This window comes from Rhizobium bangladeshense (genome assembly GCF_017357245.1).
Classification (GTDB): Bacteria; Pseudomonadota; Alphaproteobacteria; order Rhizobiales; family Rhizobiaceae; genus Rhizobium; species Rhizobium bangladeshense.
In genome coordinates, this window is the sequence record NZ_CP071612.1 from 2,904,327 (window position 1) to 2,929,819 (window position 25,493).

Annotated in this window: 22 protein-coding genes; 9 read left to right on the top strand and 13 right to left on the bottom strand. The window is 59.9% G+C overall.

The window, feature by feature from the left end; translation table 11 throughout:
• Positions 1 to 182: 182 nt before the first annotated feature.
• The 4 genes from J2J98_RS14190 to J2J98_RS14205 all read right to left on the bottom strand — a co-directional run bounded on the left by J2J98_RS14190 (position 183) and on the right by J2J98_RS14205 (position 5,845).
• Positions 183 to 1,736: a SpoVR family protein gene (locus J2J98_RS14190; protein ID WP_207601394.1), complete on the bottom strand. Its 1,554-nt coding sequence runs from the start codon at positions 1,734 to 1,736 to the stop codon at positions 183 to 185.
• Complete coding sequence (locus J2J98_RS14195) at positions 1,733 to 3,007, bottom strand: YeaH/YhbH family protein (protein WP_064705565.1); 1,275 nt, start codon at positions 3,005 to 3,007, stop codon at positions 1,733 to 1,735. The genes J2J98_RS14190 and J2J98_RS14195 overlap by 4 nt, the downstream gene beginning before the upstream one ends.
• 12 nt (positions 3,008 to 3,019) lie before the next feature.
• Positions 3,020 to 4,963, bottom strand: coding sequence for a PrkA family serine protein kinase (locus J2J98_RS14200; protein ID WP_138393179.1), 1,944 nt, complete (start codon positions 4,961 to 4,963; stop codon positions 3,020 to 3,022).
• A 405-nt stretch (positions 4,964 to 5,368) separates the two neighbouring features.
• A complete protein-coding gene (locus J2J98_RS14205) occupies positions 5,369 to 5,845 on the bottom strand; it encodes a VOC family protein (RefSeq protein ID WP_207601395.1) in 477 nt (158 codons plus the stop codon).
• A gap of 233 nt (positions 5,846 to 6,078) precedes the next feature.
• Between J2J98_RS14205 and J2J98_RS14210 the strand changes: the two genes are divergently transcribed.
• Positions 6,079 to 8,556 carry an ATP-dependent helicase gene (locus tag J2J98_RS14210; protein ID WP_207601396.1) on the top strand — a complete coding sequence of 826 codons (2,478 nt, stop codon included), beginning with the start codon at positions 6,079 to 6,081 and terminating at the stop codon, positions 8,554 to 8,556.
• 27 nt (positions 8,557 to 8,583) lie between these two features.
• Here J2J98_RS14210 and J2J98_RS14215 read toward each other — a convergent pair whose 3' ends face one another.
• Complete coding sequence (locus tag J2J98_RS14215; protein ID WP_064705569.1) at positions 8,584 to 8,931, bottom strand: hypothetical protein; 348 nt, start codon at positions 8,929 to 8,931, stop codon at positions 8,584 to 8,586.
• Between the two features lie 370 nt (positions 8,932 to 9,301).
• Here J2J98_RS14215 and pncA point away from each other — a divergent pair, with 370 nt between their 5' ends.
• Both pncA and J2J98_RS14225 read left to right on the top strand, forming a co-directional pair.
• Positions 9,302 to 9,928, top strand: coding sequence for a bifunctional nicotinamidase/pyrazinamidase (gene pncA, locus J2J98_RS14220; RefSeq protein ID WP_064706125.1), 627 nt, complete (start codon positions 9,302 to 9,304; stop codon positions 9,926 to 9,928).
• A gap of 87 nt (positions 9,929 to 10,015) precedes the next feature.
• A complete protein-coding gene (locus tag J2J98_RS14225; RefSeq protein WP_064711562.1) occupies positions 10,016 to 10,681 on the top strand; it encodes a dihydrofolate reductase family protein in 666 nt (221 codons plus the stop codon).
• A 52-nt stretch (positions 10,682 to 10,733) separates the two neighbouring features.
• Here J2J98_RS14225 and J2J98_RS14230 read toward each other — a convergent pair whose 3' ends face one another.
• Both J2J98_RS14230 and J2J98_RS14235 read right to left on the bottom strand, forming a co-directional pair.
• Positions 10,734 to 12,326: a hypothetical protein gene (locus tag J2J98_RS14230; protein ID WP_207601397.1), complete on the bottom strand. Its 1,593-nt coding sequence runs from the start codon at positions 12,324 to 12,326 to the stop codon at positions 10,734 to 10,736.
• Between the two features lie 93 nt (positions 12,327 to 12,419).
• A complete protein-coding gene (locus J2J98_RS14235; protein ID WP_064711560.1) occupies positions 12,420 to 12,665 on the bottom strand; it encodes a DUF2164 domain-containing protein in 246 nt (81 codons plus the stop codon).
• A gap of 131 nt (positions 12,666 to 12,796) precedes the next feature.
• Between J2J98_RS14235 and J2J98_RS14240 the strand changes: the two genes are divergently transcribed.
• Both J2J98_RS14240 and J2J98_RS14245 read left to right on the top strand, forming a co-directional pair.
• On the top strand, positions 12,797 to 13,528 hold the full coding sequence (locus J2J98_RS14240; RefSeq protein WP_138393175.1) for an AzlC family ABC transporter permease: 732 nt from the start codon (positions 12,797 to 12,799) through the stop codon (positions 13,526 to 13,528).
• A 3-nt stretch (positions 13,529 to 13,531) separates the two neighbouring features.
• Complete coding sequence (locus J2J98_RS14245) at positions 13,532 to 13,840, top strand: AzlD family protein (RefSeq protein WP_064705574.1); 309 nt, start codon at positions 13,532 to 13,534, stop codon at positions 13,838 to 13,840.
• Between the two features lie 64 nt (positions 13,841 to 13,904).
• Here the strand turns inward: J2J98_RS14245 and J2J98_RS14250 are convergent, their stop codons facing one another.
• Positions 13,905 to 15,740 carry an aminopeptidase P family protein gene (locus tag J2J98_RS14250; RefSeq protein WP_207601398.1) on the bottom strand — a complete coding sequence of 612 codons (1,836 nt, stop codon included), beginning with the start codon at positions 15,738 to 15,740 and terminating at the stop codon, positions 13,905 to 13,907.
• A gap of 249 nt (positions 15,741 to 15,989) precedes the next feature.
• On the opposite strand from J2J98_RS14250, the gene J2J98_RS14255 reads away from it, so the two are divergent.
• Positions 15,990 to 16,193 (top strand): hypothetical protein, encoded by a 204-nt coding sequence (locus J2J98_RS14255; RefSeq protein ID WP_138393172.1) that lies wholly within the window; start codon positions 15,990 to 15,992, stop codon positions 16,191 to 16,193.
• 285 nt (positions 16,194 to 16,478) lie between these two features.
• On the opposite strand, the gene J2J98_RS14260 is transcribed toward J2J98_RS14255, so the two are convergent.
• Positions 16,479 to 17,357, bottom strand: a complete 879-nt coding sequence (locus J2J98_RS14260) for a 50S ribosomal protein L11 methyltransferase (protein WP_207601399.1) — start codon at positions 17,355 to 17,357, stop codon at positions 16,479 to 16,481.
• A 68-nt stretch (positions 17,358 to 17,425) separates the two neighbouring features.
• Positions 17,426 to 18,025 carry an SCO family protein gene (locus tag J2J98_RS14265; RefSeq protein ID WP_138393170.1) on the bottom strand — a complete coding sequence of 200 codons (600 nt, stop codon included), beginning with the start codon at positions 18,023 to 18,025 and terminating at the stop codon, positions 17,426 to 17,428.
• Positions 18,026 to 18,406: 381 nt separating this feature from the next.
• On the opposite strand from J2J98_RS14265, the gene J2J98_RS14270 reads away from it, so the two are divergent.
• Together J2J98_RS14270 and J2J98_RS14275 are read left to right on the top strand one after the other, a co-directional pair.
• Entirely contained in the window at positions 18,407 to 20,371 is a 1,965-nt protein-coding gene (locus tag J2J98_RS14270) for a methyl-accepting chemotaxis protein (protein ID WP_207601400.1), read from the top strand.
• A gap of 2 nt (positions 20,372 to 20,373) precedes the next feature.
• Complete coding sequence (locus tag J2J98_RS14275; RefSeq protein WP_004668786.1) at positions 20,374 to 20,841, top strand: chemotaxis protein CheW; 468 nt, start codon at positions 20,374 to 20,376, stop codon at positions 20,839 to 20,841.
• A gap of 280 nt (positions 20,842 to 21,121) precedes the next feature.
• Here J2J98_RS14275 and J2J98_RS14280 read toward each other — a convergent pair whose 3' ends face one another.
• Together J2J98_RS14280 and J2J98_RS14285 are read right to left on the bottom strand one after the other, a co-directional pair.
• Entirely contained in the window at positions 21,122 to 21,616 is a 495-nt protein-coding gene (locus J2J98_RS14280) for a CreA family protein (protein ID WP_064705578.1), read from the bottom strand.
• Positions 21,617 to 21,723: 107 nt separating this feature from the next.
• On the bottom strand, positions 21,724 to 22,314 hold the full coding sequence (locus J2J98_RS14285; RefSeq protein WP_138393168.1) for a 3'-5' exonuclease: 591 nt from the start codon (positions 22,312 to 22,314) through the stop codon (positions 21,724 to 21,726).
• A gap of 272 nt (positions 22,315 to 22,586) precedes the next feature.
• Here J2J98_RS14285 and J2J98_RS14290 point away from each other — a divergent pair, with 272 nt between their 5' ends.
• Positions 22,587 to 23,123, top strand: coding sequence for a GNAT family N-acetyltransferase (locus tag J2J98_RS14290; RefSeq protein WP_207601401.1), 537 nt, complete (start codon positions 22,587 to 22,589; stop codon positions 23,121 to 23,123).
• Between the two features lie 152 nt (positions 23,124 to 23,275).
• Here J2J98_RS14290 and ligA read toward each other — a convergent pair whose 3' ends face one another.
• On the bottom strand, positions 23,276 to 25,432 hold the full coding sequence (ligA, locus tag J2J98_RS14295) for an NAD-dependent DNA ligase LigA (protein ID WP_207601402.1): 2,157 nt from the start codon (positions 25,430 to 25,432) through the stop codon (positions 23,276 to 23,278).
• Positions 25,433 to 25,493 lie beyond the last annotated feature (61 nt).

A 25,493-nucleotide genomic window follows, 5' to 3' on the forward strand; every position in this document is an offset into this window, starting at 1 on the left:
TTACGAAGGCTTTGCCATTGTTGCCACCGATAATTGCCAATCAGACCCATTATGTCCGAACGTTACCGGTTCAGCTTCTTTAGCTCGCCCAGTCATCGACCTTTGAAGACTCTGAAATGCGGGCAAAACCCAACCCAACACAGGCCGCCAGGCGTTTCCAATCCGGCGCCTCAGGGAAAACGCTATGACTGAACAATCTTGCGCGGGGTCGCCGCGTGCTCCCTCGCCACGGTGTTCGAACCGTCGATTTCCTGAAGCAAGACGTCGTAGCCCCAGAGATCGGCGAGATGCTGCAGCACGAGCTTTGTGTCGCTTTCCTGCAGATAGCAGCCGTTCATGACGATGTGCTGCAGCAACAGCCGACGGTCGCCGGCGAGATCGACATCGACGATATCGATTGCCGGATCGGTCCAGCCGATGTCGTATTCACGGGAGAGCTGGCGGCGAATGCGCAGATAGCCGCGCTCATTGTGAATTGCCGAAACCAGCACGCCTTCGGTCTGTTCCGGGTCGTCGTAGAGATGAAACAGCCGCAACCGGCGGATCAGGTTCGGGCTCAGGAACTGGCTGATGAAACTTTCGTCCCGATAATTCGCCCAGACGTCGCGCAGGACCCCCATCGCATCGCCTCGCCCCGCGATATCGGGAAACCATGCCCGGTCCTCTTCCGTCGGCTTCGTGACGATCCTCTCGATGTCCTGCATCATCGCAAAACCAAGCGCATAGGGATTGAAGCCCGAGAAACGACGGTCGTCGTAATTTGGCTGGAAGACAACATTGGCGTGCGACTTGAGGAATTCGAGGAAGCTCCCGTCGCTGATCTGCCCGCGTTCGTGAAGCCGGTTCATGATCTGGTAATGCACGAAGGTGGCGGTTCCCTCATTCATCACCTTGGTCTGCCGCTGGGGATGAAAATATTGCGCGACATGGCGGACGATGCGAAGGATCTCGCGCTGCCACGGCTGCAGCCTGGGCGCGGACTTCTCGAGAAAATAGAGGATGTTATCCTGCGGAAGACCGAGCGCCGCACGCCGCTTTTCCAAGCCGATGTCACCCGCCTTCTTCGCCTTGCCGACGGGAACCGTGCGCCACAGGTCGTTGAACATCTGCTCCTCGTGGGCACGACGCTCCTGCTCCCGCTTCTCTTCCTGGCGAAGGTCAATGGTGGTCTTGCCGGCATAACGATGCACCCCATGCGACATCAGCGCATGCGCCGCATCGAGCGTCCTTTCGACGGCCGTCTCGCCATAACGCTCTTCGCAGCGGGTGATATAACCTTTGGCGAAATCCAGATAATCGAGAATTCCTTCCGCATCGGTCCAGAGCTTGAAGAGATAGTTGTTCTTGAAGAAGTGGTTGTGGCCGAAGGCCGCATGGGCGGTGACGAGCGTCTGCATCGTCGCCGTGTTCTCCTCCATCAGATAGGAGATGCAGGGAGAGCTGTTGATAACGATTTCGTAGGCAAGGTCGCGCATCCCGCGGCGGTAGAAGGTTTCATGATGCGCAAAATGTTTTCCGAAGGACCAGTGCCGGTAAAAGAGCGGCATGCCGGTTGAGGAATAGGCATCCAGCATCTGCTCCGAGGTGATGACCTCGATCTGGTTCGGATAGACATCGAGGCCGAGCTCACCGAGCGCGATCTCCTCGCACGCATCGTGGATGCGCTGGAGCGTAGCAAAGTCCCAGTCGGCCCCCTCGAACAAGAGCCGCTCTCTCGGCCTCACTGTCATGGTCATGGCGTCACCCTCGACTGTGCGTCACGTTTCTGGAAGAGATCGTGGAAAACTGGGAATATCTCGCTGCGCCGGCAGACCTTGCGCATCGAAAGCGGCAGCGGTTCGGAACGGATCCCGTCATAGAGCATCCAGAGGGGCGACCGCGACACTGAAGAATCGCCGCCTTCCTCACCGACCTCGATATAGGCGAAATACTGGCACAATGGCAAAATCTCGCGCAGCAACTGTCCGGTCAGGTTTCCGTCCGAATGGGCGTTGTCGCCGTCCGAGGCCTGGGCGCCATAGATGTTCCATTCAGCCGGGTCGAAACGCGCCGCGATGATCGCCCGCATTGCCGCCAGCGCACTGGATACCAAGGTGCCGCCGGTCGCCGGACCGTAGAAGAAGGTTTCCTCATCGACCTCCTCAGCCCTGTCGGTATGGCGGATGAAGACGATTTCCACTTTCTTGTAGCGCTTCGAGAGGAAAAGATAGAGCAGCAGATAGAACCGCTTCGCAAGATCCTTCATGTGCTCGGACATGGAGCCCGAAACGTCCATCAGGCAGAACATCACCGCTTTGGCGACGGGCTTCGGCTCGTTTTCGAAGCGGCGATATCGAACGTCGAGCGGATCGATATAGGGAATGCGTCGGCTTTTTTCCGTTAGGGATTTCAGTTTTGCCTCAAGCGCCAGACGGTTCTCGTCGTCCTCGCATTCCTCGATCTGCCGCTGCAGGGCTTCGATCTCTTCGCGGCGTGGGCGGCCAAGGGCAACGCGGCGCATCATCGCAAGCTTCGTGGTGCGACCGACCGCAATGTTGGAGGGCGATCCAGAGACGGAATAGCCGGCGCGGAACGGCGTTTCCTCCTCGGTTTCGGCTAGACGCCGCTTGGCAAGGTCTGGCAATTCGAGGTCGTCAAGGAACACATCGAGGAATTCCTCCCGCGTCAGGACGAAACGGAAGCCATCCTCACCGTCGCCTTCGCCTGCATCTTTTGGTTTCCCCCCCTTCCCGCCCGGCGGCCGCGGAATGATGTCCCCTTCGACGAAAGCCCGGTTTCCTGGCAGGATGTGGTCGGCGATGCCGCCTTCGCCCCGTCGAAAGCTTGGTTCGGCCATCCCATCGATCGGCAGGCTGATCTCCCCACCGTCGAGCACGTCTCGAATGTTTCGATTTTGCAGCGAACGTTTCACCGCCTGCTGCACGGCTCCCTTCATGCGTCGAAGGAACCGCTGACGATTTTCCAGACTTTTACCGCGCGGATTTAGCCGCCGGTCGACAATGTGCATAATGGCTCCGCATTAACTTGCCTGTTTGACGCGCATGTACCATTCGACAAGGCGCCGAACCTGCCGTTCCGTGTAACCTCGCGCGGCCATGCGCGAGACGAATTCGCTATGCTTCTTTTCTGTTTCCGAATCCTTCTTCGACCCGAAGGAAATGACCGGCAAGAGATCTTCGACCTGCGAGAACATACGTTTCTCGATGACTTCCCGGATTTTCTCGTAGCTCGTCCATGACGGATTTTTTCCGCCGTTGGCTGCCCGCGATCTCAGCGAGAACTTGACGATTTCGTTTCGGAAATCCTTCGGATTGGCGATTCCCGCCGGCTTTTCGATCTTCGTCAGCTCCTGGTTGAGGAGCTCGCGGTCGAGAAGCTGGCCAGTATCGGGATCCTTGAAGTCCACATCTTCGATCCAGGCATCGGCATAATCAACATAGCGGTCGAACAAATTCTGTCCGTAGTCCGCATAGGATTCAAGATAGGCCTTCTGAATCTCGTTGCCAATGAACTCTGCGTAGCGTGGCGCCAGATCGGCCTTGATGAATTCCAGATACCGCTTCTCGACATCATCGGGAAACTGCTCGCGACGGATCGCCTGTTCCAGCACATACATCAGATGGACAGGATCGGCACCGATATCCGTTGTATCGTGATTGAAGGTGGACGCGAGGACCTTGAAGGCGAAGCGGGTCGATATTCCGTCCATGCCTTCGTCGATGCCGGCAGCATCCCGGTATTCCTGGACGCTGCGGGCGCGCGGATCGCTTTCCTTCAGGCTCTCACCATCATAGGTGCGCATCTTCGAGAAGAACGTCGAGTTCTCGTGTTTGCGAAGCCGCGAAAGGACGGAGAAACGCGCCAGCATTTCGAGCGTTGCCGGAGCGCAGGGTGCGTCCGCCAGCTCCGATCCCTCAATCAGCTTTTCGTAGATCTTCTGTTCCTCCGTCACCCTCAGGCAATAGGGCACTTTGATTACGCAGATACGGTCGATGAACGCCTCATTGTTCTTGTTGGCCTTGAAGGTCTGCCACTCCGCCTCATTCGAATGAGCAAGGACGATACCGGAGAAAGGTATGGCGCCGATATTCTCGGAGCCGATATAATTGCCCTCCTGCGTTGCCGTCAGCAGCGGATGCAGCATCTTGATCGGGGCCTTGAACATTTCGACGAATTCGAGGATGCCCTGATTAGCGCGGTTCAGCCCACCCGAATAGCTGTAGGCGTCGGGATCGTTCTGGGAGTAGGTTTCCAGCTTGCGGATATCGACCTTGCCGACCAGCGAGGAGATGTCCTGATTGTTCTCATCTCCAGGCTCGGTCTTTGCAATTGCGATCTGGCGCAATCGCGAAGGTTGTATCCTGACGACGCGGAATCGCGAGATATCGCCTCCAAAATCATCGAGCCGCTTTAGGCACCACGGGCTCATCAATCCGTGCAGACGCCGCAGCGGGATGCCGTACTGCTCCTGCAGGAGCGAGCCCATCGTCTCCGGGTCGAAGAGGTTGAGCGGGCTTTCGAATACGGGACTGATTTCTTCACCCGCCTTCAGCACGTAGATCGGATGAACCTCCATCAACTGCTTCAGCCGCTCCGCGAGCGAGGACTTGCCGCCGCCGACCGGACCGAGCAGATAAAGAATCTGCTTGCGCTCCTCGAGCCCCTGTGCCGCATGCCGAAAGAAGGAAACGATGCGTTCGATTGTCTCTTCCATGCCGTGAAAGCCGGCAAAGGCGGGATAAACCCGGATGGTCCTGTTCATGAAGATCCTGCCGAGGCGCGCGTCCCTGGCGGTATCCACCATCTGCGGTTCGCCTATTGCAGCGAGCAAACGCTCGGTCGCGTTGGCATAGGCGATCGGCTCGGTTTTGCAGAGATCGAGATATTCCGAAACCGACATGTCGCTTTCGCGGCGTGCTTCATAACTGCGGGTAAACGCATCGAATACGGATTCACTCAGCATGGGACCTCCATTAAGGTTATGCCGCAGGCTCTAAGCCGTATAACCATCGAGATGGCCACGGCGTTCCTAAGAATCAATAGTTTCGTAGGTATATTCGACGCCGACCGGCGGTTTGTAGCAATGCACAAAATTGTGCATGCACCGGTAATTTTTTTACTCCACGAAACTGTTTCTCATTGTAGTTGAGAAAAGGGTCATTGCGATATCAGCACATTTAGCGACGTGACATGAATGTCAAAAAGGTGTGCAATGGCGCCCGTGATTCGAGCTGTGGAAAATCGGCCTTGGCCGCCAGTGAGAGCAAGCCGGCTCTCAGAGCGGAGCAGCCAGCGCGCTCCCACAGGATGGAACGGGGCGAACGTCACCATCCGCCCGGTATAATTCGTTCATGCGCTTCTCGGGCTTTTAGCCATTGAACGCCTTCTCCAGCTCAGCCACATCAATCTTGACCATGCCGAGCATGACTTCGGTGACGCGCCTTGCCCGCTCGCGATCTTCATCGGCGATCATCTCGGAGAGAGCGCGTGGCACGATCTGCCAGGAAAGACCCCAGCGGTCCTTCAGCCAGCCGCAGGCCTCCGGCGTGCCACCATTGGTGAGGAAGGCATCCCATATCCGGTCGATCTCCGCCTGGCTTTCCAGAAGGATGGCGATCGAAAAGGAATGGTTGAAGCTGTCGAGCGGACCGGCCTTCATCGCCAGAAACGCCTGGCCGCCAAGCGTGAACTCGATCAGCTCGACGCTGCCGGGAGGACCGCTGGGCGTTTCCGCCGGAAGTATGGTGGTGCGGCCAATGCTGGAATCCGGAATGATCGACACGTAGAATTCGACGGCTTCGCGCGCCTGCTCCGCGAACCAGAGATTTGAAATGACCTTCGGCATAGACAGCCTCCTTGTTGGCTAGGATCCCGGACTCCCGTCCGATGCTTCAAGGACGTCTGGTCGGCGCCGGTTCCGACAGGCTGGAATCGGATTTTTTGCCGCTCACCCGCACAAGACAGCAGCCGCACCCACGGCGGCCTGCCGCCCGCATCCGTCTGCAATAGCGGTGATTCCAGAATGAAAGCAGAACATCTTTTCTGGTCTTTCCTTCCCGAATCACTACATTACGCGCCATGAGCAATAGTTTCGACGATATTCCCTTCTTCGACGAAGAACCGGGCGACGTGGCGCGCAAGCCGCAGCCGTTTGTCGCGGCTGCCGGAAGACCCGCCGCCGGCGGCGGTATTGCCGCCCGCGCCATGGCGGCACGCGACGGCGGTAAGCGGCCGGATTATCTCGCGGGCCTCAATCCCGAGCAGACGGAAGCAGTCGAAACACTTGAAGGCCCGGTCCTCGTGCTCGCCGGCGCCGGCACCGGTAAGACGCGCGTGCTGACGACACGGATCGCCCATATTCTCAATACCGGCCGCGCCTTCCCTTCACAGATCCTCGCCGTCACCTTTACCAACAAGGCCGCGCGCGAGATGAAGGAGCGCATCGCCCTGCTCGTCGGCGGCGCCGTCGAAGGCATGCCATGGCTCGGCACCTTCCATTCGATCGGCGTCAAACTGCTGCGCCGCCATGCCGAGCTGGTCGGCCTCAGCTCCGATTTCACCATCCTCGACACCGATGACGTCGTCCGTCTGATCAAGCAGCTGATCCAGGCCGAGGGCCTCGACGACAAGCGCTGGCCGGCGAAGCAGTTCGCCGGCATGATCGACACTTGGAAGAACAAGGGCCTCGGCCCCGCCGATATTCCCGAAGGCGACGCCCGCGCCTTCGCCAATGGCCGCGGCCGCGATCTCTATTTCGCCTATCAGGCGCGCTTGTCGACGCTCAACGCTTGCGATTTCGGCGACCTGCTGATGCATCCGATCGCGATCTTTCGCAAGAATCCGGACCTCCTGAGGGAATATCACGGCCGCTTCCGTTATATCCTTGTCGACGAATATCAGGATACAAACACCGCCCAATATATGTGGCTGAGGTTGCTGGCCCAGCGCAATAAGGGCGAGCCGCAGAATGTCTGCTGCGTGGGCGACGACGACCAGTCGATCTATGGTTGGCGCGGCGCTGAGGTCGACAATATTCTTCGCTTCGAGAAGGATTTTCCCGGCGCTAAGGTGATCAAGCTCGAGCGCAACTACCGCTCGACCGAACATATCCTGGGTGCCGCCGCCCACCTGATCGCCCATAATGAAGGTCGTTTGGGCAAGACATTGTTCACCGATCGCGCCGACCCGGACGACGTCAAGGTGCAGGTCCACGCCTCCTGGGACTCCGAGGAGGAAGCCCGCGCCATCGGCGAGGAGATCGAGCAGCTCCAGCGCAGCAAGCACCTGCTGAACGACATGGCGATCCTCGTGCGCGCCTCCTTCCAGATGCGCGAATTCGAAGATCGCTTCGTCACCCTTGGCCTCAACTATCGCGTCATCGGCGGCCCGCGCTTCTATGAACGCCTCGAGATCCGCGATGCCATGGCCTATTTCCGGCTCGTCGCACAGCCGGCCGACGACCTCGCCTTTGAACGCATCATCAACACGCCGAAGCGCGGCCTCGGCGACACGACGGTGCGTGCGCTGCATGACTATGCTCGCGCTCGCGACATTCCGATGCTTGCGGCAGCGGCCGACATCATCGAGACGGACGAGCTGAAGCCGAAGGCGCGAAAGGCCCTCTTCGACGTGATTCAATCTTTCCGCCGATGGCAGGAACTGCTTGAAAACACTCCGCATACCGAACTTGCCGAGCAGATCCTCGAAGAGTCCGGCTATACCGACATGTGGAAGAACGATAAGAGCGCGGAAGCGCCCGGCCGCCTCGAAAACTTAAAGGAACTCATCCGCTCGATGGAGAGCTTCGAGTCGATGCGCGGCTTTCTCGAGCACGTCTCCCTTGTCATGGACGCCGAGACCAACGAGAACCTCGACGCTGTCTCGATCATGACGCTGCATTCTGCCAAAGGCCTGGAATTCGACACCGTCTTCCTGCCCGGCTGGGAAGAAGGCCTCTTTCCGCACCAGCGCTCGCTGGATGAGAGCGGCCGCGCCGGCCTGGAGGAGGAGCGCCGCCTCGCCTATGTCGGCATCACCCGCGCCAAACGCCGCTGCCACATCTGGTTCGTCTCCAACCGCCGCATCCACGGCCTCTGGCAATCGACCTTGCCTTCGCGTTTCCTGGACGAACTGCCGGAGACCCATGTGGAGGTCGCCGAAATGGAGCAGAGCTACGGTGGTTACGGCCGCGGCGGCTACGGCCAGTCTCGCTTCGACAAGGCCGAACCCTTCGCCAACTCCTATTCCACCCCCGGCTGGAAACGCGCCCAAGCCAACAGGACTGACGCCACCCGCGAGAATTGGGGCACCCGCTCCGGCCATGCCGTCGAACGTATCGGCTATGGCGAAAGCGGCCCAAAGGGGCGCACGATCGACGGCGAACTGGTGGCGAAATCGACTTCCTCCGAGCCCTCGCGCTTCACCCTCGGCGACCGGGTCTTCCATCTGAAATTCGGCAATGGCAACATCACCGGCATCGAAGGCAACAAGCTGACGATCGATTTCGACCGCGCCGGACAGAAGCGGGTGCTGGACGGATTCGTCGAGCGCGTGTGACCGCGCGGCGGTACGGCTTAGGAATCGTCAGCCGAACATCCGCATGCTGCTGAGCCCGAGAATGTCGTTCAGCAGCGCGATCCCCATTCCGGCGGCGACGATCGACAGCCCGATCAGGAACAGCTGACGAGCCCGGTCATATCTGGCGGCGAGCAGAGAGTCGCGCGCCAAAAGATCGGCGAACACCTTCACCTGAATGGCGATACCGACAGTCAGGAACACCATCGGCAGCAGATCGATACGACTCCAGTCGTTCGGGTTGGACACCCAGAGACTGATGAAATTGAGGGAAAAACCAAGAATGATCCCGGTCGCCGTCAGCGAGCCGTTGCGGAACGTCGCATCGATCTTTTCATCTGCTTGAGGCTCGGACATGGCTTCGGTTCCGGCTTGTGTCTCGAGCAAGAAAGGCAGAAATCGCGGCCGTGAGCAAGATCGAGCTAGCATCATCGCCGGAGAGGCGCCGCAACGGCTGAGCCGGTAACCGACGATAGCGGGCCACGAAAAGAGCCTCTGTCGGCGAGCCTCGATCCGCAAAACGCAAAAGCACCCTTCTCTTTCCCGCCGCTTGCGGAGGAAAGCCTCCGCTCTCTATCGCTATGATTGTATTAGCGAATACTTTTTTGACCGACGGCTACCGCTGGTGCCAGATTTAACACTTGCGCGCCCGCGCCGGGAAATCCACTAGTGATGTATTCGGTGCATTCGGCATTTGCATTGCAAGAACGCGAAGGGATTGGGCTTGATGAAAGCGCTGCTGCTCGTCGATATCCAGAACGGCTTCTGTCCGGGCGGCAATCTGCCGGTACCGGACGGCGACAAGGTGGTTCCCGTCGCAAACAGGCTGATCGACAGCGGCAGATATGATCTGATCGTCGCCTCCCAGGACTGGCATCCGCCCGGCCATGGCAGCTTCGCATCCGCCCATCCGGGGGCCGCCCCTTTCGAGATGGGAGAACTGTCCGGCAAGCCGCAAATGATGTGGCCCGACCACTGTGTCCAGGGTACACTCGACGCCGAACTGCATCCGGAACTGAGGTCCGAAGAGATCGACCTGATCCAGCAGAAGGGCGAGGATCCCAGGATCGACAGCTATTCGGCATTCCGCGACAATGACCGGGATGCCTCAACCGGGCTTTCCGACTTCCTCGAAGACCAGGGGGTCACCGATCTCGATGTCTGCGGCCTCGCTACCGATTACTGCGTCAAGTTCTCCGCGCTGGATGCGCTGGAAATGATGCCGGGCATACGGGTGCGCTTCATCGAGGACGCCAGCCGCGGCATCACCCCCGAAGGCGTCGCAGCCGCCATCGACGAGATGCGGGCGCATGGCATCGCTATCATCGACAGCGCCAAGGCTCTGGCCGGCTAACCCACGCAAAAAATACCGCGGGAATGTCGGGTCTGCGTAAGCCCATCCGTCCTTGGCTCTGAACACACCAACCATGGGAGCAGAGAGATGAGAAAGCTTGTGACCGCAGCCTTTGTGAGCCTGGATGGCGTGATGCAGGCGCCCGGTGCGCCTGAGGAGGACCCGACTGGCGGCTTCACCCTTGGCGGCTGGACCGCCAACTACTGGGACGAGACGATGGGTCACTTCATGGACGGGATCTTCACCGATCCCTTCGCGCTGCTGCTTGGCCGCAAGACCTACGAGATCTTCGCCGCCCATTGGCCCTATGTCGGCGAAGACGATCCCATCGGCAAAGCCTTCAGCGCCGCGACCAAGTATGTCACGACCACCTCCAAAGAGCCGTTCACTTGGGAAAATACTATCGCGCTGCGCGGCGATGTAGCCGCCGAAATCGCCCGGTTGAAGCGGGAGGACGGCCCCGACCTCCTGACGCAGGGCAGCAGCGGCCTCCTCCAAACCCTGCTGGCGCATGACCTGATCGACGAACTCCGGCTCCTGACCTTCCCAGTGATCCTCGGCCCCGGCAAGCGTCTGTTCGGCCATGGCGCGAAGCCGGAAGCGCTGAAGCTCACCGCCAACTCGGTATCGACGACCGGTGTCATTATGAGCGTCTACGAGCGTGCCGGCGAGGTCAAACCCGGCAGCTTCGCGATGGCCGAGCCCTCGCATGCCGAACTCGCACGCCGGGAGCGGATAAAGCGCGAGGGCTGATAAGCGCGGGCGTATGAAAGAGCGGAGGCCGGGCAGGCTGCTGTCCGGCTTTTTACTTCAAAATATAGGCGTCGTAGGTCTCATCGCTTCCGGCAGCCGGACCGAAGCGTTTGACGAGCTCTGTCGCGCTTTGGAATGCCGAAATATCCTCAGGCGTCAGAGAAAGCCGCCAAACATAGCTTTCACGCAAGGAGACCAGAGCGGTGATCTGATCGAGCCGCTGCGAAAGAAGAATGACGACGGGCACCTTCTCGCTCTGCTGCAATCCGCGTGCCGATTGGAGGATGTCGGCAAGGCTGAGCGAAAGCCGTGCGCTGCGGGTATATCGTACGATGGCGCCGAACCGCTCCTCCCGTAAAAGATAAGTTCGATTGGAAACGTAGTAAGGCAGGGCTTCGACGAGATAATCGGGATCCGCCATGATGATCGCATCCTTGAGATCGGGGCGCGATTGAATGAACGCACCGAAATCCTTGCTGCGGCTGAAGGGTATTTCGGCCACGAAGGTGCGATTGACTTTTTCGACAGCGGACACAACCTGCAGCGCCAGCAATATCATGAAGCACAGGCGGCCGACCTTTACGATGCGGCTGGCAGCCGTCGCGCCGGCGACGCCCGCCCCGTCGTGCTGAATGTCTGTGGTCAAGGCAGTCATCGCGATCATGAAAACCAGCCAGAGCGCCTGGTGTCTGTATCCGCCGGGATAGACCAGCGTAAACAATAGCGAGAGCCCCAACAGCACCAGCGCCGCTGCGATCATGGCCGGCCGCCGGTTCGCCAACCCCAACAGGCTGCCGTAGATCAGCACCGACATCAAAGCTGCGAAGATGCGGAAAGCCAACGGGTCGGCCACCATCAGCCCAAGGATGCCATCGGGATAGAACGACAGAAAATGCGAACTGGCCAGCGCAAGAGCACGAAGGGCGAGCAAAGCGAAATTCTCGCCGCTGAGGTCGTTCTGCCCTGTATCGTTGAAGGTCGGATAGACCGTGAGGAAACACAGAACAACTCCAACCGCGGCCGAGGCTCCGGCAATCGCAAAGTCTCGATAGGCTCGCGAAGAAGGCCTTGGCCGCGCCAGAACCAGATCAAAAAACCAATAAGTCAGGAAGCCGCCGACAAGGACCACCGAATGCACGTTGGTATTCGCCAGCAAGGCAAACAGCAGGCCGCTCAACAAGCCTTTGCGCGCTCCCTTCTGCCACGCCAGGACGATCAGGAAGATTATCAGCATGCTGATACCGTAATTTCGCGACATCGCGGCGTATTCGAAAACCGAAAAGCTGCCGAACAGCGACAGCAGCATGATGGAAAGAGGCAGCTTCAGCCTGAAAACCAGAAGGTAAGCCGCAGCCGCCGCAATCGTCAGCGCGACGACTTTCAGAACGACGGGTGAGCCGACCACGACATAGGCGGCGCGCAGCAGGATATACCAGATGGCGGGATGACCCTCGCCATGCATCTGGCGAAGCATGTCGGCGAAGTGGTCTCCCTGAAGGGCCAGCGACAATGCGCGAACTTCGTCACGCCAGACGGTTTCGGACCAGCAAAGCGCAGAGGCCAGTGCAAGCCAGACCAGGAAGATCAACGCCTTGCCGAGCTGCCCGAAACGAGATTCATCAACAACAGAGACAATCGAGGCCAAATGACACGCTACCCGGTGAATGAAAGCGTGACGACCATATCGGCCGGGACATAATTTGGTGTTAAATGAAGGCTCTGATTTGATCTCCAGGCGCTAAGTTTTCTCCTCCCGCTCGAGAAGATGGATGTCCTCGTTCACGTCTTCCATTCTCTTCAACAAGGCGGCTTGCGCATCTCGCAGGCCGCGATTGTAGATGTAAGGCCCGATCTCCTCGGTGAAGAAGTCGAGCAGGAATTCGGCCGGCAAGGCGCCGATGGGGTCGAGTTCCCGGTCGAAATAGGCGCGGATGCGCGAAACGATTTCAGCCTTTTCTTCCTTCGAAAATTCGATCTTCTTCATGAGGGCCTCTCCGCCGGATGCGATCGGGCCTTTGATGCTTCAGCGAAATCGATTGGTCAATCAACGAAATTCAATTGCCGTGTCAGCTCTTAGCCCATAAGTGAAACCTGAATTTCCAATAGGACACCCACATGAATCGCGCCGACTTTGTTGAAGGTTTGCGGGGCGGCTCCGCCGTTGCGCTGGCATCGGCGCCCTTTGGCGCTTTGTTCGGGGCGCTCGCGGTCGAGAACGGCATGTCGCTTTCCGAAGTCGCCTTCATGAGCGCCACCGTCTATGCCGGCGCCAGCCAGATGGTTGGCATCGAACTCTTCGGCCACAATGTCCATGCTTGGCTGATCGTGTTGTCAATCCTCGCCGTCAACTTCCGCCACGTCCTCTATTCCGCCGCGCTGGCACGCTACATCGGCCATTTCACGCCAGTGCAGAAGTTCTTCACCTTCTTCCTGCTCGTTGATCCGCAATTTGCCGAAGCGGTCAAGCGCGGCGAAGCCGGCAGACCGCTGACCTTCGCCTGGTACCTCGGCTTCGGCATTATCATCTACATCCCCTGGGTGCTGATCAGCGTTGTTGGCGGCATGCTCGGCAGCTTCATCGGCGATCCCAAGGCAATCGGCCTCGATATCCTGCTGCCGGCTTATTTCCTCGGCATCGTCCTCGGCTTTCGAAAGCGTGATAATTTCCTTCCCGTGGCGCTCGTTAGCGCGGTGGCATCAGTGCTCGCTTACCACTATGTCGGCTCGCCTTGGCACGTCAGCCTCGGCGCCGCCGCCGGCATCGTACTGGCTGCTCTACTGCCGCTACCGCGCCAGATGCCGGATCTCGAAGCCGACGCTCTTCAACCCGAAGTGCACGAGGTCTGAGCCATGGAATTCGATCTTCACATGGCGTTGGTCATCCTAGCGGCGGCGGTCGCCACATTCGCGACCCGCATCGGCGGCTATATTCTCATTACCAGGATGAAGAGCATCCCGCCGCGCATGGAGGCGGCACTGAACGCCGTGCCGGCCGCCGTGCTGACGACCCTGGTCGCGCCTGCCTTCTTCATCGGTGGCTGGGAGACGAAGCTGGCGCTGATCGTCGCCCTCTTCGTCTGCCTCCGCATTTCCCATACATGGATGCTGGTCGCCGCATGGGCTGTCGTGATGGCATGGCGCCATGCGATCGGCGCCTAGTCCTATTTTGTGCCTAAAAAGATAAGCGTCGTTCTAACCCGAAGGCGGCGTTCCGCCCTCTTTCCTAATATTCCAGCGGCAGCGTCGCGTTGTCGAGCCATGCTCGAACGTCGTGATCGTGGATGAGCGGCATCAGCGCCTCACGCGTGCGGCGGTGATAGTCATTGAACCAGTGAAGTTCGTCATGGGTCAGAAGCTCGGGAATGACGAGGCTGCGGTCGATCGGGCAGAAGGTCAGCGTCTCAAAGCCGAGCATCGGCATGTCTCCGCCTTCGATTTCCTCGGCGCCGCGCACATAGATCAGGTTCTCGATACGGATGCCGAAGCTGCCTGGCCGGTAATAACCGGGCTCGTTCGAAAGGATCATGCCGGGTAGCAATTCCTGCGTCGAAAGCCGGGATATGCGCTGCGGGCCTTCATGCACGGAGAGATAGGAGCCGACTCCATGACCTGTGCCGTGGGCAAAGTCGGCCCCTGCCCGCCACAGCGCGATGCGCGCCAGCGGATCTAGGTCGCAGCCGCGCGTACCCTTCGGGAAACGTGCCGTGCTGATCTGGATCATTCCCTTGAGCACCATCGTGAAGAAACGCCGATGCTCCTCTGACACCGTGCCGATCCCGACCGTGCGGGTGATATCGGTCGTGCCGTTGATATATTGCGCACCGGAATCGATCAGGAAGAGTTCGCCCGCCTCGATCATCCGGTTGGTCTCGGTCGTGACGCGATAATGCATGATCGCCGCATGTTCGCCGGCGCCCGAGATCGTATCGAAAGAAATATCCTTCAGCGGGTTCTGCATGCTTTGGCCGACACGGGCGCGCACCGCTTCCAGATGTTCGGCGGCGGCGATCTCGCTTACCGTGCCCGGCTTCTCCTGCGACAGCCAATAGAGGAACTCCACCATCGCCGCCCCGTCCTGCAGATGTGCAGCGGCCGAGCCGTTGATCTCGACGTCATTTTTCACCGCGCGCGGCAGCTTGGCGGGGTCGGCGCCCTCCACCACTTCGCCGCCCGCCTTGCGGATGATCTCCGCCAGCGCATGAGAGGCGATATCAGCATCGATCAGCACGCGGCCGCCATTCCTGGAAACGGCGGAGAGCCTCTCTTCCAGCGCCGAAGGCGGCAGTTGTGTGCAGATCTGCCCGAGATAGGCCTCCGGCTCGATGCTTGTCTTGCGCTTGTCGAGGAAGAGTTCGGCCCGCTCGTCGGCATGGATGATGGCGCGCGCCAACGGGTGCGGGGTGTGCGGCACGTCGGCACCGCGGATATTGAAGATCCAGGCCACCGACGAGGGATCGGCAATCAGCACCGCAGCGAGATTTTTCTTCGAAAGACCGGCGGCTATCGTGGCAATCTTATCGCTCGCCAGCACGCCCGCTTGGGCGACATTCTGGATGGTGACGGCGCCGAGCGGTTCGGCCGGTCGATCGCTCCACAACCTGTCGAGCGGATTGTACGGCAGGAAGACCAACATCCCGCCGATCTCTGCCAGTGCCCTTTCCAGACGCCGTACCTCCGCGCCCGAGTGCAGCCAGGGATCGATGCCGAGCCTCAACCCCTTGGTGCCGTTTGCGGCAAGCCAGACGTGCGGCGGCTCGTTGACCAGATCGCCGCCCGAGAACACCGAGCCGTCGACTTGTTCGGCCAGTTGGGTCACATAACGCCCGTCGACGAAGACGATCGCCTGCGTCCGCAGGATCAGCGCGATGCCCGCCGAACCGGTGAAGCCCGTCAGCCATGCCAGCCGCTCCGAGCAGGCCGGAACATATTCGCCGTTGAACTCGTCGGCGCGCGGCACGAGGAAGGCGTCGATGCCGAGCGTATCGAAAGTGGCGCGCAACGCGGAAACCCGTTCCTTACCGAACTGCGGCGTGGAGGTAACCTCGAAAGACTGGAACATGCTGGAAATCCGAATGGTTGAAACGAATCCGGTTAATGGGATGCCGGCCATGTTAGCGAATTTTCAATCGATGGGGAGAAAAAGCGACGAAACGAGTCGAAGCCAATGCCGACCCTTTTTATTTTGACGGAACTGTGACGCTAAAAGTTAATTTGGCACGCTTTATGCATTAGTCGCATGGCTCCCATGAGAAAAACCCTCTGCCTCCGCATTTCAGAATAGCTATATAGACGCCATCGAACGGTTCGGATGAACCAGCAAACGAAGGAAATTTTTGTAATGACCGCCTCTCTCTCGCGCTTCGCATACAGCAGCCCGGTGCAGGCTGGCGAACGCCAGACCGTGCGTCACGTGATCGGCGCCCGCCGCCCGCAGAACGAGGACACCCTCAAGCTGCTCGGTGCCGGCCAGCGGGTCACGCGCCACCAGGGCGCCCCCAGCTACGCGTTCTGAGCTTGAAAGCCCGTCCGTCTCCTCCCTCCCGGACAGGCCTTATTGGAATGCAGTAGAGCCCGCTCGAGCGCTCCTCCTCCTTCGAGCTCGCGGGCATTGACCGGAAAACCGGTCCAAGGCGGTGCCATCGGCACCGCCTTTTTTTGTTATGGGCGAGTTTTAATATCTTCGGAGCAGTGCAAGAACGATTTGGCTTTGGTGAGATGCAACATCCCTTGACGAGCACAGGGATGAGGGAGAGACGCCGCGCCTCAGACAAACCCGCTGCAGACCCAGCCCAAAAACTTACGGCCGGTCGAAATGGATGGTCACCCAGCCGTTCCGCCAGATCGTCCTGACATGACGAAGTCTGGCGCCGCTATAGGCGGCAATCACCTTCCACCGCTGCGCCGCTAGAATGCCCGAAAGGATCACCGATCCGCCGGGCGCAAGATGCGTGGCGAGCTTTGGCGCCATTCGGATCAGTGGCCGGGCGAGAATATTGGCGATGATCAGATCGAAGGGACCATGCGCCGAGAAGGCCGTTGAATGAAAACCCGGCGCGGTCCTCGTGACAATACCCGACGCGATGCCGTTGCGTCGCACGTTCTCGGCCGCGACCCGCGTCGCCACCGGATCGATATCGGTCGCAAGCACCGGTATGTTCTTAAGCTTGCGCACGGCGATCGCCAGAACGCCGCTGCCGGTGCCGAGGTCGAGTGCGTTGGAGACCGGGCGCGAACGCACCACGGCATCGATCACCTCAAGGCAGCCGGCCGTTGTGCCGTGATGGCCGGTGCCGAAGGCCTGGCCGGCATCGATCTCGATGGCGATGTCACCAGGACGGACCTTATCGCGGTCATGCGATCCATGCACCAGGAAGCGCCCTGCCCTGACGGGCTTCAGCCCTTCCAGCGATTTCGCCACCCAATCGACGTTGGGGATGACTTCTCGCGACAGCTGAGCATGGGGAAAAGCGTCCTTCAGCGCCGCTTCGATGCGAGAGCGCACATCCGTCTCATCCTCGGCCATCATGTAGACCGAGGCCTCCCAGATATCCTTCTTCTCATCGATTTCGGTGGTGCCAATGGCAAAGTCTTCTTCGCCGAAGACTTCGGTCAGGAGGTCGAGGATCGCTTCTGCCTGGCTTTCGGTCGTCGATACGTAAAGGCGGATTTCACTCACGATAGGCGATCTTTCCGGTTTCCGTTGCCCGCCGCCGGTCGAGCCAACGCCCTATCACGCTGGAGCCGTCATCCCTTGTTGACGAGATTCTCCAGCTTCTTTACCGCCGTGTCCGGATTTTCGCCATAGGCGATCGTTCCGGAAAACCGCCCGGCCGAATCAAGCAGGAAAACCGAAGCCGTATGGTCCATCGTATAGTCGCCATTCGGGTCCTTCTCATCGACCGGCACCTTCTTGGCATAAACGCGGAAACCTTTGATGACTTCGGCAATCTTGTCCGGCGGGCCCGAAATGCCGGTAATGCGTTTGGAAACGTTGGAGACATATTGGTCCACGATCTCCGGCGTATCGCGCTCCGGATCGACGGTAATGAAATAGGCCTGCAATTTGTCACCCTTGGGATCGACCTTCTCCATCCAGCCGTTCAGCTCGAACAGCGTCGTCGGGCAAACTTCCGGGCAATGGGTAAAGCCGAAGAACAGGGCCGTCGGCTTGCCGCGCAGCGCCTCCTCGGTGATCGGCTGGCCGCTCTGGGAAACGAGCGTGAAGGGCACGCCAAAGGGTGGTTCCGCCACGACGTCCCGCGACTTCATCGAATAGCTAACCACGCCGAGAACCCCGGCAAGTATCAGAACACCAACCCAGACGGCGATGCGAAATGTCTTCATTGACGTGATCCTCGATCCGAGACGGCCATGTCCCCGCCGGCGTGATTATAGTCTCGGCCGGCCGCGCGCAATTCAAGAGTGCGTTTTCTGACCCGTGATTAATTGTCTCACGGGCAGAATCTGTCCAAGGCGGAAAAACCGTCAAACCGGAAGTGGCGCCGATCAAACGCAGCGTGTTTTGAACCCTTTACCTTCAAGACAAACAGATCGTCCCAAGAGAACATCGTTAGGAAAGGCTTAAATCGTCATCTCTATATTTAGCAGTGCGTGCGGCCTGATCGAGCCGTTCTGACATGAAGTCTGCCGAGTGGCGAAAACCCCGGACGTCCGCATGAGGGTAGGAAAAACATAAACCCGAGCGGTTTGTGGAGGGGTCTTTTCATGGCGAATTCATCAGTGCGCAAGAGCCTATCGGTCAGCCAGAGGCTCTGGACGCTCGGTGGCGCGGCCTTCGTCGGTTTCGGCACGATGCTCGGCGTCGGCTGGTACGAGAACATGCGGGTCGACGCGGCCCTGCACCGCGCCACCGAGATCCAGGCAAGCGTCAATCATCTCGGCGATATGCGGCTTGCGAATCTGACAATGGTCTTGGCTGCCATGGATATTATTGTCGACAAGGATAGAAAGGTCGTCGAGCCTGCGCGCATCAAACTGATCGGCGATTCGCTGACTGCTCTTTCCAGTGGCTCAAGGGAAATGCGCCTTCTTGCCGGGGAAATGCACGACGAGGCGCTGTTGAAGAGTTATGACGCTGATGTCGCCGCAATCGGCAAGGCAATACAGGTCGATCTGATCGCGCTGGTCCAACAGGGAGCACCCGATGCGGAATTCGACAAGATTGACGACACGATCGACGGCGCCGGCGAGGAGCTAACTGCAACGCTCGACAAGCTCGCCGCTGACGGCACCGTCTTCGCCAAGCAGCATGTCGAGCTCGCCAACGCCGTATCGCGGGAGGCCCTCATCCTGCAGATCGGCCTCGGCGTCTTGGCTATCCTCACTATGGGCATCCTGCAATATGTCCACGGCGGTTCGATCCGGCGCGGTATCGGCGCCGTGCGCCAAAGCATGCAGCACATCATGAACGGCGATCTAGCCAGCGACGTTCCGGAAAAGAACCGCGGCGACGAAATCGGCGAAATGGCGCGCGCCGCCGACAGCTTTCGACTCGCCGCCATTGAAAAGCGCGACCTTGAAGCCCAGACCCAGACGGACAGGCAACGCAGCGATGCCGAGCAACGTGCCCGCGAAGCCGCCAAGCTAGCCGAAGCCGAAGCCCTGAACGCCGCTGTCACCGCTCTCGGCGCCGGCCTCACCCGCTTGTCGGGCGGGGACGTGACCGTAACTATCGAACAACCTTTCCGCGACGAGCTGGAGCGCTTGCGCCTCGACTTCAACCAGACGACCGCAACGCTGCGCAAAGCGATGAGCGACATCGCCATCAATAGTAGCTCGATCGAGGCGAACAGCCGCCAGATGCGCGCCGCCGCCGACGATCTCGCCAAGCGGACCGAGCAACAGGCCGCCTCGCTGGAAGAAACGTCGGCCGCCCTCGACCAGATCACCGCCACCGTCCGCAACGCCACCAGCCGCGCCGAGGAAGTGGGCCACATGGTCTCGCATACTCGCGAGAATACAGCGAAATCGGACATCGTCGTCGGTAATGCGATGGCCGCGATGGAGCGAATCGAGGGTGCCTCCCGCGAGATCGGCAAGATCATCAACGTCATCGACGAGATTGCGTTCCAGACGAACCTCTTGGCGCTTAATGCCGGTGTCGAGGCAGCGCGCGCCGGCGAGGCTGGCAAGGGTTTCGCTGTTGTCGCCCAGGAAGTGCGCGAACTCGCCGGCCGTGCCGCGGGTGCTGCCAAGGACATCAAGGCCTTGATCGGCAAATCCGGCGAGGAAGTGAAGGTCGGCGGCGAACTGGTGACGGCCGCAGGTGAAGCGCTTCGCCAGATCGGCGAGGATGTTCTGCGCATCGACGAACATGTTAAGTCAATCGTAACCTCTGCGCGCGAACAATCGGTCGGACTGAACGAAATCAACACTTCAATCAGCCAGATGGATCAGGTCACGCAGAAGAACGCGGCCATGGTGGAAGAGACGAATGCCGCAAGTCATACGCTCGCCATCGACGCGGAAAACCTGACGCAGCTGGTCAAGCAGTTCAAAACCGGCGAGGGCATGACCGCCCGGCAACCGCCGCGAGAGGCAACCGCCGCCTCGCATTCAAGACCATCTCCCGCGCGCAACCTGATCGGCAAAGTCGCGGGCGCATTCAACGGCGGTTCCGCCGCCAAGGCTATCGCTCCCCCCGCCGGGGACAACTGGGAAGAATTCTGATCATGAACAACAACGCCATCAAGCAGTCAGGCGCCTACCTCGAAATCGTCTCGTTCCATCTGGGCGACCAGGAATTCTGCATCGACATCATGGCCATCCGCGAAATCCGCGGCTGGGCGCCGGTGACGCCGATGCCGCATACTCCGCCCTACGTGCTGGGCCTCATCAACCTGCGCGGTGCAGTGATCCCGGTCATCGACATGGCCTGCCGCCTTGGCATGAAGATGACGGAGCCCTCCGAGCGTTCGGCGATCATCGTCACCGATATCGCCGGCAAGCTGGTCGGTCTGCTGGTCGAGCAGGTTTCCGACATGATGACGATCAAGAGCGAAGACCTTCAGCCGCCGCCGGAGATCATTCCGGAAGCTCAGCGCGCCTTCTGCCGCGGCATCGTCGCACTTGAGAAGACCATGGTCTGCTTCCTGAACCTCGATACCGTCATTGCGGACGAACTGAATCAGGCTGCTTGATATTTTGCCGGGAAAATAAGATCGCGGAGGCCCGGCTCGTCCGGGCCTTTCGCTTTGGAAGACGCGACTGATCTGACCTATTGAACCAGATGCCCCCTCTCCTCCCTCATCTCTGTGCTTGTCACAGCGATCCAGCCACCGCGCGTCTGCGCGGTGAATGACCTTCTGCTCGCGCAGAGAGTCTCCTGCGCCCAAGGACTTTGGCGCGCCGGATTCCTGTGACGAGCACAGGGATGAGGGATTTGGGGAGACACTCGCACCCTTCCTAAAATCCGCAACCCTACTGCGGCTTCCCATTCCTCCAGATCACGTTCTGCCCATAGAGTGGAATGGTCGAGATCGACATCTTCGCCGAACCATCAGTGAGTTCCCGCGAATGGGCGAGATAGATCAGCGTGTCGTTGGTCTTGTCGTAAATGCGGTTGACAACGAGCGTCTTCCAGATCAGCGACATGCCCTGGCGGAACACCTCGCTGCCGTCCTTTGAGAGATCGATATTACCGATCTCGACCGGCCCGGTCTGCCGGCAGGCGATCGAATTGTTGGATGGATCCTCGAACCAGTTGCCGTTCTTGAGCCGGTCGATCAGGCTGCGATCGAAATAAGTGACATGGCAGGTGACGCCCCTGACCTCCGGATCGGACACCGCCTCGACAATGATATCGTTGCCGATCCAGTCGACCCCGACCTTGCCGACGACCTCGGCCGGGGCTGCGCCCGCTGAAAGCGCGAGAAAAGAAAGGGCAGCAAGGAAAAGATTACGCGGCTTGGACATAGCGGCTCCCTGGAGCGCAGCGCGTCCGACGGGACGCGCCTAAGGCGCTCTATCGCTTTATTGGCGCTTTGTAGATAAGTACGCGCCCATGCTTTGCAAGAAACCGCTCAGCCCTTCCGGCAGGTGCAGGGCTCATAGCCGCGCGCTGTCAGCCGCCCCGGCGTCATCCCGATCAGCGCCGGGATCGCTTCCACGGCTTTCGCCTTGACCGCCTTCGCCATCTCGATCGCCGCTGCCGCGCAGACCGCGGCGTCCTCGGCGGCGTTGTGGTGTATGAAACGCAGGCCGAGATGCTCGGCGATCAGGTTCAGCCGATGCGAGAGGAAATGCGGCCAGATCCGCTGCGCCATTTTCAGGCTGCAGAGATAGGTGAGCTCCGGATAGGACTGCCGATAGAGATCGAGGCTCGCCCGCCAGACGCTGAAATCGAAAGCCGCGTTGTGCGCGATCATCGTCGCGCCGCTGATATCATCGTAAAACTCGTCCATCACCTCGGGAAACTCCGGCGCATCCTCGACATGCTCCGGCCGGATACCGTGGATGGCGATATTCATCCCCGAAAAGCGCATGTCGCGCGGGCGGATCAGCCGCTCCTCGACACGGGTCACCCTGCCCTCCTCGATCCAGGCAAGTCCGACTGAACAGGCGCTGCCGCGCTGCTCGTTGGCTGTTTCGAAATCGATGGCAATGGTCTTCAAGGACAAAAATCCGAATCGTCTAGGCCTACCGGAATAATCATAGCGGCACGCGAAGGCAAATCTCCGCCTGTTGACATCTGCACGCGGATGGGGAAACTTCCGCGCATGATCAACTCTGTGACGCTTACCATGCATCATATCGCCACGACCCTTCCAGGGTACGCGGGAGCGATGGTGCGTCACTAGTCGTCCGATCATCCCGAAAACCCTGCCGAGGCGAGCAGGGTTTTCGACAAACCGGCTCTCCTCCAAAAACTGAGGAGAGCTATCCTATGGCCAATAACGAAGAGAATGAATTCGGCGACCGAGCGCGCCTGCCGGACGGAGTCGTCGTGCGCGCTGTACGTATTTCGGATGCCGAGGAAATCATCGATCTCATAAATTTGCCGGGCTACCGGGCCGGCACGCTGCGGCCGCCCTACCAGCGGATCGAGGATGTTCGCAAGAATATGGAAAATCCGTCGCCCGGCGCGCTCAACCTCGTCGTCACCCTGAACGGCAGGATCGTCGGCAATGGCGGCCTCAACCGCCTTAGCGGCCGTCGCCAGCACGCCGCCAGCCTCGGCATGGGCGTGCATGACGATTTCACCGGTCGCGGTTTCGGCCGTATCCTGTTTGGCGCGATGGTCGATGCCGCCGACGACTGGCTCGACATCAAGCGGCTCGAACTGACCGTATATACCGACAATGAGGCCGCGATCGCACTCTATGAGAAATTCGGTTTCGAAAAGGAAGGGCTTCTGCGCTCATTCGCCTACCGCGCCGGCCGCTATGTCGACGCCTATACGATGGCGCGGCTGAGGACTTGAAATAAAGGCCGACAGACACCGACCTAAAAGGCAGGAAAGGCCTGCCAAACGCTCCTTCGTCATGCTCGGGCTTGTCCCGAGCATCTGCAACGATCGAATACAGGAGGTCCTCGACACGCGGAGGAGCCCTTAAAGCCTCCACACCGGTCTCTCTACCCGCCAATCAGCGCCAACCACTCATCCTCGTCCATCGTCTGGACACCGAGCTCACGCGCCTTATCGAGTTTAGAGCCGGCGCCGGGGCCGGCAACGACGAAGTCGGTTTTCTTCGACACCGAGCCCGCCACCTTGGCGCCGAGGCTTTCGGCCCTCGCCTTCGCCTCATCGCGGGTGAATTTTTCGAGCGAGCCGGTAAAGACCACGGTCTTGCCGGCGACCGGGCTTCCGGACGTGGTCGGCTGTTCGGCCTCGGCAGGCGTCACTTCTTCGAGCAGACGGCCGATCACCTCGATGTTGCGCGGCTCCTTGTAAAATTCGACCATGGCGCGCGCCACGACCTCGCCGATTCCTTCGATAGCGTTGAGATCGTTCCACGCATCGCCGGAAAGCGGTGTTGCCTCCTGCATTGCGGTCGCAAAGGCCTCATAGGTGCCGTAGGAGCGCGCCAGCAGCTTTGCCGTGGTCTCGCCGACATGGCGGATGCCGAGCGCATAGATGAAGCGATGCAGCGCAATGCTGCGCCGCTCGTTGATCGCCGCATAGAGCTTGCCGACGCTGACTTTGCCGAAGCCGTCGATATTTTCCAGCTTGGTCAGAGAATGCGCCTGGCGCTTCTCCAAGGTGAAGATATCGGGCGCCGTCCGGATCTGCAGGGACGGATCCTCGTTTTCGAAAAAGAAGTCAACCTGCTTCGAACCAAGCCCTTCGATATCGAAGGCGTTGCGCGAGACGAAGTGTTTCAGATGCTCCGTCGCCTGCGCCCGGCAGATGAAGCCGCCGGTGCAGCGGCGAACGGAATCCATCTTTCCGGTCTTCTCGTTGACCTCGCGCACCGCGTGCGAACCGCAGACGGGGCACGTCCTCGGGAATTCATATGCCTTGGCATTGGCCGCACGCTTCTCCAACACCACGTCCAGGATCTGCGGAATGACATCGCCGGCGCGCTGGACGATGACGGTGTCGCCCTCCCGGATATCGTGCTCCTCCGGCCGTATGCGCTCACCGCTATTGCCGATGCCCTTGATGTAATCCTCATTATGAAGCGTCGCATTGGTGACGACGACGCCGCCGACCGTGATCGGCTTCAGCCGCGCCACCGGCGTCAGCGCCCCCGTGCGGCCGACCTGAATCTCGATCTTCTCGACCTCAGTAAAGGCCTGCTCGGCAGGGAACTTGTGCGCCGTCGCCCAGCGGGGCGAACGGGAGCGGAAGCCAAGGCGCTGCTGCAGTTCCAGACTGTCGACCTTATAGACGACGCCGTCGATATCGTAGTCGAGATCAGGTCGCTTCAGGCCGATCTCGTCATAATGCGATAGGATGTCGGCGACCGCATTCAGCCGCTTCATCAGCGGGTTTACGGGAAAACCCCACTCCTTGAAGGTCTGCACCATGCCGAACTGCGTTTCTTCAGGCATCTCCGACATCTCGCCCCAGGCATAGGCGAAGAATTTCAGCTTGCGGCTCGCCGTCACCTTGGCGTCGAGTTGACGCAACGATCCGGCGGCCGTATTGCGCGGATTGACATAGGTCTGCTTGCCTTCCGCTTCCATCTGCCGGTTCAGCGCCAGGAAATCGCTCTTCGCCATATAGACCTCGCCGCGGATCTCCACGACCGCGGGAACGCCCTTCGGCAATTCCTGGGGAATTTCCGCGATGGTGCGGATGTTGGCGGTGACATTCTCCCCGGTTGTGCCGTCGCCGCGCGTGGCAGCCGTCGTCAGCCGCCCGTTCTCATATCGGATCGACATCGACAGCCCGTCGATCTTCGGTTCGGCGGTAAAGGCGATCGACTGATCTGGCAGGCGGCCGAGGAAGCGATAGACGCTGGCGACGAAATCCTGCACGTCCTCCTGCGAAAACGTATTGTCGAGCGACAGCATCGGCCGCGCGTGAACGACGGGCGAGAAGGTAACCGACGGCGCAGCACCGACCCGCCGCGACGGGCTGTCCTCACGGATCAGCTCGGGAAACCGCGCTTCCAGCGCATCGTTGCGGCGCTTCAGCGCGTCGTAATCCGCGTCCGAGATCTCCGGCTGGTCCTTGCCGTGGTATAGCGCATCGTGATGCGCGATCTCCCTTGCGAGCCGCTCGAGCTCGGCGGCGGCCTCTTCGATCGTCAACGTGTCGACGGCGGAACCTTCGGTGGACATGGAACATCTCTCCAGAGAATCTGGCCGGAAAACTGCTTTGTTTTTAGAGCAAAAATGCCGG

Coding starts and splice junctions, on each gene's coding strand:
- J2J98_RS14275 (WP_004668786.1), top strand. CDS start 20,374: ATGAACAACAACGCCATCAAGCAGTCAGGCGCCTACCTCGAAATCGTC.
- J2J98_RS14250 (WP_207601398.1), bottom strand. CDS start 15,740: ATGTTCCAGTCTTTCGAGGTTACCTCCACGCCGCAGTTCGGTAAGGAA.
- J2J98_RS14240 (WP_138393175.1), top strand. CDS start 12,797: ATGAATCGCGCCGACTTTGTTGAAGGTTTGCGGGGCGGCTCCGCCGTT.
- J2J98_RS14225 (WP_064711562.1), top strand. CDS start 10,016: ATGAGAAAGCTTGTGACCGCAGCCTTTGTGAGCCTGGATGGCGTGATG.
- ligA (WP_207601402.1), bottom strand. CDS start 25,432: ATGTCCACCGAAGGTTCCGCCGTCGACACGTTGACGATCGAAGAGGCC.
- J2J98_RS14235 (WP_064711560.1), bottom strand. CDS start 12,665: ATGAAGAAGATCGAATTTTCGAAGGAAGAAAAGGCTGAAATCGTTTCG.
- J2J98_RS14245 (WP_064705574.1), top strand. CDS start 13,532: ATGGAATTCGATCTTCACATGGCGTTGGTCATCCTAGCGGCGGCGGTC.
- pncA (WP_064706125.1), top strand. CDS start 9,302: ATGAAAGCGCTGCTGCTCGTCGATATCCAGAACGGCTTCTGTCCGGGC.
- J2J98_RS14190 (WP_207601394.1), bottom strand. CDS start 1,736: ATGACCATGACAGTGAGGCCGAGAGAGCGGCTCTTGTTCGAGGGGGCC.
- J2J98_RS14210 (WP_207601396.1), top strand. CDS start 6,079: ATGAGCAATAGTTTCGACGATATTCCCTTCTTCGACGAAGAACCGGGC.
- J2J98_RS14290 (WP_207601401.1), top strand. CDS start 22,587: ATGGCCAATAACGAAGAGAATGAATTCGGCGACCGAGCGCGCCTGCCG.
- J2J98_RS14280 (WP_064705578.1), bottom strand. CDS start 21,616: ATGTCCAAGCCGCGTAATCTTTTCCTTGCTGCCCTTTCTTTTCTCGCG.
- J2J98_RS14270 (WP_207601400.1), top strand. CDS start 18,407: ATGGCGAATTCATCAGTGCGCAAGAGCCTATCGGTCAGCCAGAGGCTC.
- J2J98_RS14195 (WP_064705565.1), bottom strand. CDS start 3,007: ATGCACATTGTCGACCGGCGGCTAAATCCGCGCGGTAAAAGTCTGGAA.
- J2J98_RS14265 (WP_138393170.1), bottom strand. CDS start 18,025: ATGAAGACATTTCGCATCGCCGTCTGGGTTGGTGTTCTGATACTTGCC.
- J2J98_RS14215 (WP_064705569.1), bottom strand. CDS start 8,931: ATGTCCGAGCCTCAAGCAGATGAAAAGATCGATGCGACGTTCCGCAAC.
- J2J98_RS14200 (WP_138393179.1), bottom strand. CDS start 4,963: ATGCTGAGTGAATCCGTATTCGATGCGTTTACCCGCAGTTATGAAGCA.
- J2J98_RS14255 (WP_138393172.1), top strand. CDS start 15,990: ATGAACCAGCAAACGAAGGAAATTTTTGTAATGACCGCCTCTCTCTCG.
- J2J98_RS14205 (WP_207601395.1), bottom strand. CDS start 5,845: ATGCCGAAGGTCATTTCAAATCTCTGGTTCGCGGAGCAGGCGCGCGAA.